The following is a 9,274-nucleotide window of genomic DNA, read 5'->3' as shown; positions in this document are numbered from 1 at the left end:
GGCACCGGCGTGGGGGGGGGGGGGGGGGGGGGGGGGGGCGGGGGGGCGCCGGGCGCCGGGGGGGGGGGGGGGGGGGGGGGGGGGGGGGCGGGGGGGGCCCCCCCCCCCCCCCCCCCCCCCCCCGGGGGCCCCCGGGGGCCCCCCCCCCCCTCACCCACCCCAGCCCACATACCCGCCGCACCTGCCAACCACCCCCGCCCCACCCCCACCGGCGGTACCCTGACCAGGCACATCCGCACCACCCCAAGCACCAACGCCCCACCCCGCCCCATCCCCGAAGGGACCCCGCATGGCACTCGAAGCCGGCCTCCTCGACATCCTCGCCTGCCCGGCCTGCCACGCCCCCCTCAAGGAGCAGGACACCGAACTGCTCTGCACCGACCAGAACTGCGGCCTGGCCTACCCGGTCCGCGACGGCATCCCCGTCCTCCTGGTCGACGAGGCCCGCCGCCCCGCGTAGGCGCGCCCGGGCAGACCCACCCGCGTGAACCCGGTGCACATACACCCCGGGCACAACGGGCACCGACGTAGGACATCCCAAAAACGGACCCGGACCGGACTCCGGCGATCGGAGGCTGCCGCACATGCTCGACGAATCGCTGCTCGACTCCCCGGAGGGCCTCTCCGAGGCAGACCACCGCGGGCTGCTCCGCGGCGCCGCAGAAGCCGGCGCCCGCGTCCGTACGGCCGCCCGCCACTCCGCCGAGGCCGGCATCAACGACCTCAAACCCGACGGCCGCCCCCGCGCCGTCCTCATCGCCGGCCCGGGGGCCGCCGCCACGCACGCCGCCGATCTGATCGGCACCCTCGCCGGCGCCGGCAGCCCGGTCACGCGGCTGGCCCCCACCGGCGTCGCCCCCGCCGCGGGCGCCCTGCGCTGGGATCTGCCCGGCTGGGTCGGCTCCGTAGACCTCCTCCTGATCACCACTCCGGACGGCAGCGAACCGGGCCTGTCCCTCCTCGCCGAGCAGGCCTACCGCCGCGGCTGCAACGTCGTCGCCGTAGCTCCCAGCCGCTCTCCGCTCGCCGACGCGGTGAACGGCTCGCACGGCCTGTTCGTCCCCATGGCGACCGCCCCGTACGACCAGGACGAGCCCCTCGCCGCCTCCGCTCCCGGCGTCCTGTGGGCGCTGCTCACCCCGCTGCTCGCGCTGCTGGACCGCACCGGCGTGCTCGCCGCCCCGCCGGACGCCCTCGGCAAGGTCGCCGACCGCCTCGACGGCATCGCCGAACGCTGCGGCCCCGCCATCGCCACCTACAGCAATCCCGCCAAGACCCTCGCCGCCGAACTCGCCGACGCCCTCCCGATCGTCTGGACCGAGGGCACCTCGGCCGGCCCGGCAGGCCGCCGGTTCGCCGCCGCGCTCGCCGAACTGTCCGGCATCCCCGCGGTCGTCGCCGAGCTCCCCGAAGCACTCGCCGCACACAGCGCCCTGCTCGCCGGCCCCCTGGCCGCCAGCGCCGACCCCGACGACTTCTTCCGTGACCGCGTCGAGGAACCACCCGCCCTGCACGCGCGCGTGGTACTCCTCCGCGACCGCCCCATCGGCGGCCTCACCGCCGCTCCCGGCGCCCGCGACCTGGCCCTCAGCCACGACACGCCGATCAGCGAACTGGAACCGGAGGAGGGCGGCGAACTGGAGACCCTCGCGGAACTGATCGCCGTCACGGATTTCGCCGCCGTTTACCTGGCGCTCGCTTCCAGGGCCTGATCATGACCGGGACACCCTGACGCGCCCGCACGCCCGAACACCCAGAGAGACCCCCATGGACCGCCTCGACAACACCATCCGCCCCTACGCCTGGGGTTCTCCCACCGCCATCCCGCACCTGCTCGGCACCGAACCGACCGGCGAGCCGCAGGCGGAGATGTGGATGGGCGCCCACCCGGGCGCCCCCTCACGCACCGGCCGGGGCACGCTCGTCGAGGTCATCGACGCAGACCCGGAGAAGGAACTCGGACCGGCCGCGGTCGCCAAGTTCGGCCCCCGCCTGCCCTTCCTCCTCAAGATCCTCGCCGCCGGCGCCCCGCTCTCCCTCCAGGTCCACCCCGACCTGGAACAGGCCAAGGAGGGCTACGCGGACGAGGAGCGCCGCGGCATCCCCGTGGACGCCCCGCACCGCAACTACAAGGACGCCAACCACAAGCCCGAACTGATCTGCGCCCTCACCGAGTTCGACGGCCTGTGCGGCTTCCGCGACCCGCTCGCCGCCGCCGGCCTGATCGACGGCCTCGGCGTCGACTCCCTCAAGCCCTACGTCGACCTGCTGCACGCCCACCCCGAGGACGCCGCCCTGCGCGAGGTCCTCACGGCGATCCTCACCGCCGACCCCGAGGAGATGTCCCGCACGGTCGCGGAGGCGGCCACCGCCTGCACCCGCCTCGGCGGCGCCTACGGCCCCTACGCCGACATCGCCCACCACTACCCGGGCGACCCCGGCGTCATCGCCGCGATGCTGCTGAACCACGTCCGGCTCCAGCCCGGCGAGGCCCTCTACCTCGGCGCCGGCGTCCCGCACGCCTACCTGAACGGCCTCGGCGTCGAGATCATGGCCAACTCCGACAACGTCCTGCGCTGCGGCCTGACCCCCAAGCACGTCGACGTCCCGGAGCTCCTGCGCATCGTCCGCTTCCGGCCCAGCGACCCCGGCGTCCTGCGCCCCGAGGCCTCCCCGGACGGCGAGGAGCTCTACGAGACCCCCATCGACGAGTTCCGCCTGTCCCGCTACGTCCTCCCCGAGGCCGGCGGCGCCCACGACCTCACCCGCGCGACCCCGCAGATCCTGCTCTGCACCGACGGCTCCGTCCGGGCCGGCGAGCACGACCTGACCCCGGGCGGATCCGTCTTCGTCCCGGCCGGCGAAAAGGCCGAAGTGTCCGGAACAGGAACGCTTTTCCGGGCCACCGTCGTCGCCTGACCGTTTCGACGGCCCCCGTGCTGGTGACCTGAAGCACCGCGGCCCGAGCGGGCTGCAACAATGGCCCACCGTCAAGCACGGGCAAAGTCGCGGGCGGTTCAGCAGACGAGCGTCCGGGCCCTGGAACGGCGTACGAAGGGACAACGCGAACACATGAGCGCGTCAGGCGGCACCAAGGCGATCGTGGCGGCACTGGCCGCCAACCTCGCCATCGCGGTAGCGAAGTTCGTGGCGTTCCTCTTCAGCGGCTCGTCGTCGATGCTCGCCGAGTCCGTGCACTCGGTCGCGGACTCCGGCAACCAGGCGCTGCTGCTGGTCGGCGGTAAGAAGGCGAAGCGCGAGGCCACCCCGCAACACCCCTTCGGCTACGGCCGCGAGCGCTACATCTACGCCTTCCTCGTCTCCATCGTCCTGTTCTCGGTCGGCGGCATGTTCGCCCTCTACGAGGGCTACGAGAAGATCAAGCACCCGCACGAGCTGACGCACTGGTACTGGCCGGTCGGCGTCCTCGTCTTCGCGATCATCGCCGAGTCCTTCTCCTTCCGCACGGCCATCAAGGAGTCCAACACCCTGCGCGGCCGTCGCTCCTGGAAGGAGTTCATCCGCCACGCCAAGGCCCCCGAGCTCCCGGTCGTCCTCCTGGAGGACCTCGGCGCCCTCGTCGGTCTGGTCCTCGCCCTCGGCGGCGTCGGCCTCGCCCTGCTCACCGCCGACAGCGTCTGGGACGGCATCGGCACCCTCTGCATCGGCATCCTGCTCATCCTGATCGCCCTTGTCCTCGCCGCCGAGACCAAGTCGCTGCTCCTCGGCGAGTCCGCAGGCGCCGAGGAGAGGCAGAAGATCGAGGCCGCCGTCGTCGACGGCGACACCGTCACCCGCATCATCCACATGCGCACGCTCCACCTCGGCCCCGAGGAACTCCTCGTCGCCGCCAAGATCGCCGTCCAGCACGACGACACGGCCACCGAGATCGCCGCCGCCATCGACGCCGCCGAGTCCCGCATCCGCGAGGCCGTCCCGATCGCCCGCGTGATCTACCTCGAGCCGGACATCTACAGCGAGACCGAAGCCGCCAAGGGCCCCGACCCCGAGGCGAGCCCCGGCGGCCCCACCCCGCACCCCGCCGACCACTGACACCACCTTGTACGACTCCTCCGGCCACGGGCCCGCCGAACCACTCGGCGGGCCCCGCCGCCTTCCACCCCCCGGCACCTGACCCGACAGTCCCACCCCCGCCCGTCACGGGATCGGCTCGATGTGTTTCCCTGCGGGCTGGGGATCGCAGGCGCCCCCGGTGTAGCTTGGGACGGAGCCAGACGTCGCTGCTGATGGCGGTCGGGCGGTCCCACCGCGGACCGGCCGAGGGAGAGAGGGCCTCCGACGGACTGCGCTGCGCACACGCGGGCATGCCTGTGTCCTCTTTCGGGCACCCCTGTGTCCGCCGCCGCGCAGACCAGCCGTACCCACCTCGACCCAACCCCGAGGAGCAGCTCGCAATGACGACTGTCGAAAACCGACAGGACTTCAAGGTCGCCGACCTCTCCCTGGCCGAGTTCGGCCGCAAGGAGATCACCCTCGCCGAGCACGAGATGCCCGGCCTGATGGCGATCCGCAAGGAGTACGCCGAAGCGCAGCCCCTGGCCGGTGCCCGCGTCACCGGCTCCCTGCACATGACCGTGCAGACCGCCGTCCTCATCGAGACCCTGGTCGCCCTCGGCGCTCGGGTCCGCTGGGCGTCCTGCAACATCTTCTCCACCCAGGACCACGCCGCCGCGGCCATCGCCGTCGGCCCGAACGGCACGCCCGACAACCCGCAGGGCGTCCCGGTCTTCGCCTGGAAGGGCGAGACCCTGGAGGAGTACTGGTGGTGCACGGAGCAGGCGCTGACCTGGCCGGACAGCCCCACCGGCGGCCCGAACATGATCCTCGACGACGGCGGTGACGCCACCCTTCTCGTCCACAAGGGCGTCGAGTACGAGAAGGACGGCAAGGTCCCGTCCGTCGACACGGCCGAGTCCGACGAGCACCGCGTCATCCTCGAACTCCTGCACCGCACCATCACGGACGGCTCGCAGAAGTGGACCCAGCTGGCCTCCGAGATCCGCGGCGTGACCGAGGAGACCACGACCGGTGTCCACCGCCTGTACGAGATGCAGCGTGACGGCACCCTCCTGTTCCCGGCGATCAACGTCAACGACGCCGTCACCAAGTCGAAGTTCGACAACAAGTACGGCTGCCGCCACTCCCTGATCGACGGCATCAACCGCGCCACCGACACCCTGATCGGCGGCAAGACCGCGGTCGTCTGCGGCTACGGCGACGTCGGCAAGGGCTGCGCGGAATCCCTGCGCGGGCAGGGCGCCCGTGTGATCATCACCGAGATCGACCCGATCTGCGCCCTCCAGGCCGCGATGGACGGCTACCAGGTCACGACCCTCGACGAGGTCGTCGACAAGGCCGACATCTTCATTACCACGACCGGCAACAAGGACATCATCATGGCCGGCGACATGGCCAAGATGAAGCACCAGGCGATCGTCGGCAACATCGGCCACTTCGACAACGAGATCGACATGGCCGGCCTTGCCAGGATCCCGGGCATCGTCAAGGACGAGATCAAGCCGCAGGTCCACACCTGGACCTTCCCCGACGGCAAGGTGATCATCATCCTGTCCGAGGGCCGCCTGCTGAACCTGGGCAACGCCACCGGTCACCCGTCGTTCGTGATGTCCAACTCCTTCGCGGACCAGACCCTGGCCCAGATCGAGCTGTTCACCAAGCCCGACGAGTACCCGACCGGCGTCTACGTGCTGCCCAAGCACCTCGACGAGAAGGTCGCCCGCCTCCACCTCGACGCGCTCGGCGTGAAGCTGACCACGCTCCGCCCCGAGCAGGCCGAGTACATCGGCGTCCAGGTCGAGGGCCCGTACAAGCCGGACCACTACCGCTACTGAGCCGAGCGGCTCAGCTCCTCAGCAGCTCAGGTCCTTCGAAGCAGGCCCCCGCACCCCCGTGCCGGGGGCCTGCCCCGTTCGCCGGACCAGCGACCGGCCCCAGCCCGTCAAGACCCAGGACCCCCATGCCCCGCGGCCGCTATTCGCTCCACGATCCGCACGATCACACCCCCCTCGCTGACGAACACTTCCAGTGCGCCCCCGGCCCCTCCGGCTGGCGCTACGTCTCCCAGCTGACCACCCCCTCGGGCGATCACCACGGCTCCGTCGACCTCACCCTCGACGAACTCGGGCGCCCCATCCGCCTCGAACTCCACGCCGCCGCCTGGCAGGTCCGCGGCGCCGCCCTCGACGGCGTCACCTGGGTCCGCACCGACCCCACCGGAACCGACGCCACCGAAGGCAATGTGCGCGCCCACGCCTTCACCGGCACCTCCCCGGCATTCCTCGTCGCCACCACCCGTCTCCTGCGCCTCACCCCCTCATCAGCAGGCACCCGCGTACGCCTCGTCGCCTTCACGGACCCGGTCCTCGCCCCGCGCACCGTGGACCAGTCGTGGACCTTGCTGAAAAGAGAAGCACACGCCACTGACAACGGCCCCCTGACCGTGGACGAATACCAGGTCACAGCCCTGGACACGGGGGAACAGCACTCCGTGCACATCGCCGGAGACGTGGTGCTCGCGGCCCCCGGCATCGAGCTCGAAGACCTCGAATCACCGCCGTCGGTGTTCGCCTGAGCCCGGCCCCCCAGCTGAACGGGCAGCCCGCCCGCCCTCCACTACGCCGGCGGCACGAAACCGGTCCCGGGACGCTCGCCCGCAGGCACCTCTTGCGACTCCGCGGGCCGATCCCCGCCGGACGACCCGACAGCCGCACCGGTCGGCTCGACAGCCGAACCGTACGGCTGAGACACGGCACCAGGCGGCACAACCGGCGGTCGTCCGTACGCACCGGACGCCGCCCCCACACCCGAAGCGGCCTCAGCAGCCGGGGCAGCATCGGTAGCCGGAGCAGCCGGAGCAGCCGGAGCAGCCGGAGCAGCCGGAGCAGCCGGAGCAGCCGGAGCAGCCAGAGCAGCCGCAGCAGTCGGACCGGCCGACGAGGACGACCCGCTCCCGAAAGCCCGCCGAGCCTCCCGCGCCTGCCGTTCATGCACGACCGCCGCCAGATACGCCGCCGGCGGAACACCCTGCGGCACCGGAGCTCCCGTCCGTTCCGCGAGATCCGACGCCAGCCGCTCCGCCATGGACCACCCCACCTGCGGGTCCAACTGCTGCATACGCGTCAGGTACTGACGCACGGCGAGCCACAACCCGTCGGGCACCGCCGACAGATCGAGCCCCGAGAACCGCCCTGCCAGCCAGGGCGGGGGAGGCGGCACGAACCCGGTCCGGGTGACCGGAATCCGCTCCCGGACGACGAGGGTCCCGGCGAACACATCCCCCAGCCGCCGCCCGCGCGCCGACACGAACGAGGCGATACAGGCGACGACACCGAAGGTCATGAGGATCTCGATCACCCCGATCAAGCCCCTCACCAGCGCATGCCGGAACCGGATCGGCCCCCCGTCGTCCCGCACCACGCGCAGCCCGCAGGCCATCTTCCCGAGCGAACGCCCATGGCTGAGCGTCTCCACCGCGATCGGCCCGCCTACCAGGACGAGAACGAACGTCGCGATCGACAGCGCCGTCTGCGCTGCCTCGTCCAGCGAGGCAGTGGAAACCACGACCGCGATGGTCACCGCCACGTAGACGGCCACGGCCGCCACAAGATCCAGCAACACGGCCAGCGCCCTGCTGGGCAACCTCGCGGGGCGCAGCTCCAACGCCACCGCCTCGCCCGTCACCAGCTCACTCACGCCCGCCGTCCTTCCCCTGCCCTGCCCCCGACAGGGCCAGTCTGCCAAGCTGAGGGCGCATCCCGCCGCAGTACGACAAGCTGATCCACGACGAGCCGCCGACGAACAGCCGAGGAGCAGGCAGACCGATGGACCTCGACGTCTTCGTCTCCGCCCACCGAGCGGAGTGGGACCGCCTCGAAGCCCTGCTCCGTCGCCAGCGCCGCCTCAGTGGTGCCGAAGCCGACGAACTCGTCACTCTTTACCAACGCGCCGCCACGCACCTCTCCCTGATCCAGTCCAGTGCTCCCGACCCCCAGCTCACCGGCAGGCTCAGCCAACTCGTGGCACGCGCGCGTAGTGCGGTCACGGGCACCCGACGGGCATCCTGGCGCGACGTCACCCGCTTCCTCACCCACGGCTTCCCGGCCGCCGTCTACACGTCACGCCACTGGTGGGTACCCACCGCGCTGCTGTCCACGGCGGTCGCGGCCCTCCTCGGCTGGTGGATCGGCACCCATCCCGAGGTACAGGCCTCCATCGCGGCCCCCAGCGAACTCCGCGACCTCACCCGCCCCGGCGGCCAGTACGAGACCTATTACTCCAGCCACCCTGCCGCCAGCTTCGCCGCCCAGGTCTGGACGAACAACGCCTGGGCCGCGGCCCTGTGCCTGATCCTGGGCGTCTTCCTGGGGCTCCCGGTCCTCTGGATCCTCTTCCAGAACATGCTCAACCTGGGCATCGGCGTCGGTCTCATGTCCTCGGCCGGCCGCCTCGACACCTTCCTCGGCCTGGTGCTCCCGCACGGCCTGCTCGAACTGACCGCCGTCTTCGTGGCCGCCGGCACCGGCCTGCGCCTCGGCTGGACCCTCATCGACCCAGGCCCCCGCACACGACGCACAGCTCTCGCGGAAGAGGGCCGCGCCGCCATCGGCATGGCCATCGGCCTGGCGCTGGTCCTCTTCGTCTCCGGCGCCATCGAAGGCTTCGTCACCCCCTCGGGGCTCCCCACCTGGGCCCGCATCACCATCGGAGTCGTCGCCGAACTGGCCTTCTTGGCGTACGTCTACGTCCTGGGCGGCCGCGCCGCCCGCGCCGGCGACACCGGCGACGTCGAGGCAGAGGAACGCAGCGCCACCGTCCCGACAGCTGCCTGAACGGCTCTACGGCCACCGGATGTGCGACCACGTCCGTTCAACTGCTAGTCTCCTCTTCGCCCCACAGGAGCCGTTGACACGGCTCATGCGGGGAGGTAGATTCGAACAGTTGCCTGGACAAGGGGTTCAGCCCCGGATCGGCGACAGTGAGCATCTGTCTGCTTCATGAAACGCTGATTTCATTGAAGCCCCTCCCGATGAATCGGAAACGAGTGGCCGGTCAATCCGGCTCAAAACTTCTGATAAAGTCGGAACCGCCGGAAAGGGAAACGCGGAAGCGGAAATCTGGAAAGCACCGAGGAAATCGGGTCGAGAAAAAGATCTGATAGAGTCGGAAACGCAAGACCGAAGGGAAGCGCCCGGAGGAAAGCCCGAGAGGGTGAGTACAAAGGAAGCGACCGTTC

At 71.2% G+C, this 9,274-nt stretch carries 9 protein-coding genes; 7 read left to right on the top strand and 2 right to left on the bottom strand.

Going from position 1 to position 9,274, the window contains the following annotated elements:
- Positions 1–289 precede the first annotated feature (289 nt).
- The 6 genes from ACIBL4_RS39795 (at position 290) to ACIBL4_RS39770 (ending at position 6,613) form a co-directional block, all read left to right on the top strand.
- Entirely contained in the window at positions 290–460 is a 171-nt protein-coding gene (locus tag ACIBL4_RS39795) for a Trm112 family protein (protein ID WP_356927587.1), read from the top strand.
- 124 nt (positions 461–584) lie between these two features.
- The gene (locus tag ACIBL4_RS39790) at positions 585–1,712 is read left to right on the top strand and encodes an SIS domain-containing protein (RefSeq protein WP_399416728.1); all 1,128 of its coding nucleotides are present in this window, start codon (positions 585–587) and stop codon (positions 1,710–1,712) included.
- 55 nt (positions 1,713–1,767) lie between these two features.
- On the top strand, positions 1,768–2,919 hold the full coding sequence (gene manA / locus ACIBL4_RS39785) for a mannose-6-phosphate isomerase, class I (RefSeq protein ID WP_399416727.1): 1,152 nt from the start codon (positions 1,768–1,770) through the stop codon (positions 2,917–2,919).
- A gap of 153 nt (positions 2,920–3,072) precedes the next feature.
- Complete coding sequence (locus ACIBL4_RS39780) at positions 3,073–4,053, top strand: cation diffusion facilitator family transporter (RefSeq protein ID WP_399416725.1); 981 nt, start codon at positions 3,073–3,075, stop codon at positions 4,051–4,053.
- A gap of 362 nt (positions 4,054–4,415) precedes the next feature.
- A complete protein-coding gene (gene ahcY / locus ACIBL4_RS39775; protein WP_399416724.1) occupies positions 4,416–5,873 on the top strand; it encodes an adenosylhomocysteinase in 1,458 nt (485 codons plus the stop codon).
- Between the two features lie 125 nt (positions 5,874–5,998).
- A complete protein-coding gene (locus ACIBL4_RS39770; protein ID WP_399416723.1) occupies positions 5,999–6,613 on the top strand; it encodes a hypothetical protein in 615 nt (204 codons plus the stop codon).
- 41 nt (positions 6,614–6,654) lie between these two features.
- Here ACIBL4_RS39770 and ACIBL4_RS39765 read toward each other — a convergent pair whose 3' ends face one another.
- Positions 6,655–7,734 carry an RDD family protein gene (locus ACIBL4_RS39765; protein WP_399416722.1) on the bottom strand — a complete coding sequence of 360 codons (1,080 nt, stop codon included), beginning with the start codon at positions 7,732–7,734 and terminating at the stop codon, positions 6,655–6,657.
- 128 nt (positions 7,735–7,862) lie between these two features.
- Between ACIBL4_RS39765 and ACIBL4_RS39760 the strand changes: the two genes are divergently transcribed.
- Positions 7,863–8,870, top strand: a complete 1,008-nt coding sequence (locus ACIBL4_RS39760; protein WP_399416721.1) for a stage II sporulation protein M — start codon at positions 7,863–7,865, stop codon at positions 8,868–8,870.
- A gap of 220 nt (positions 8,871–9,090) precedes the next feature.
- Here ACIBL4_RS39760 and ACIBL4_RS39755 read toward each other — a convergent pair.
- A partial coding sequence (locus ACIBL4_RS39755) for a hypothetical protein (protein ID WP_399416720.1) occupies positions 9,091–9,274 on the bottom strand: 184 nt, incomplete at its 5' end.

This window comes from Streptomyces sp. NPDC050416, assembly GCF_044458845.1.
GTDB lineage: Bacteria > Actinomycetota > Actinomycetes > Streptomycetales > Streptomycetaceae > Streptomyces.
The sequence above is the reverse complement of the archived record's forward strand: the minus strand, read 5'-3'. Positions and strand labels throughout refer to the sequence as shown.

Coding starts and splice junctions, on each gene's coding strand:
- ACIBL4_RS39780 (WP_399416725.1), top strand. CDS start 3,073: ATGAGCGCGTCAGGCGGCACCAAGGCGATCGTGGCGGCACTGGCCGCC.
- ahcY (WP_399416724.1), top strand. CDS start 4,416: ATGACGACTGTCGAAAACCGACAGGACTTCAAGGTCGCCGACCTCTCC.
- ACIBL4_RS39790 (WP_399416728.1), top strand. CDS start 585: ATGCTCGACGAATCGCTGCTCGACTCCCCGGAGGGCCTCTCCGAGGCA.
- ACIBL4_RS39795 (WP_356927587.1), top strand. CDS start 290: ATGGCACTCGAAGCCGGCCTCCTCGACATCCTCGCCTGCCCGGCCTGC.
- ACIBL4_RS39770 (WP_399416723.1), top strand. CDS start 5,999: ATGCCCCGCGGCCGCTATTCGCTCCACGATCCGCACGATCACACCCCC.
- ACIBL4_RS39760 (WP_399416721.1), top strand. CDS start 7,863: ATGGACCTCGACGTCTTCGTCTCCGCCCACCGAGCGGAGTGGGACCGC.
- manA (WP_399416727.1), top strand. CDS start 1,768: ATGGACCGCCTCGACAACACCATCCGCCCCTACGCCTGGGGTTCTCCC.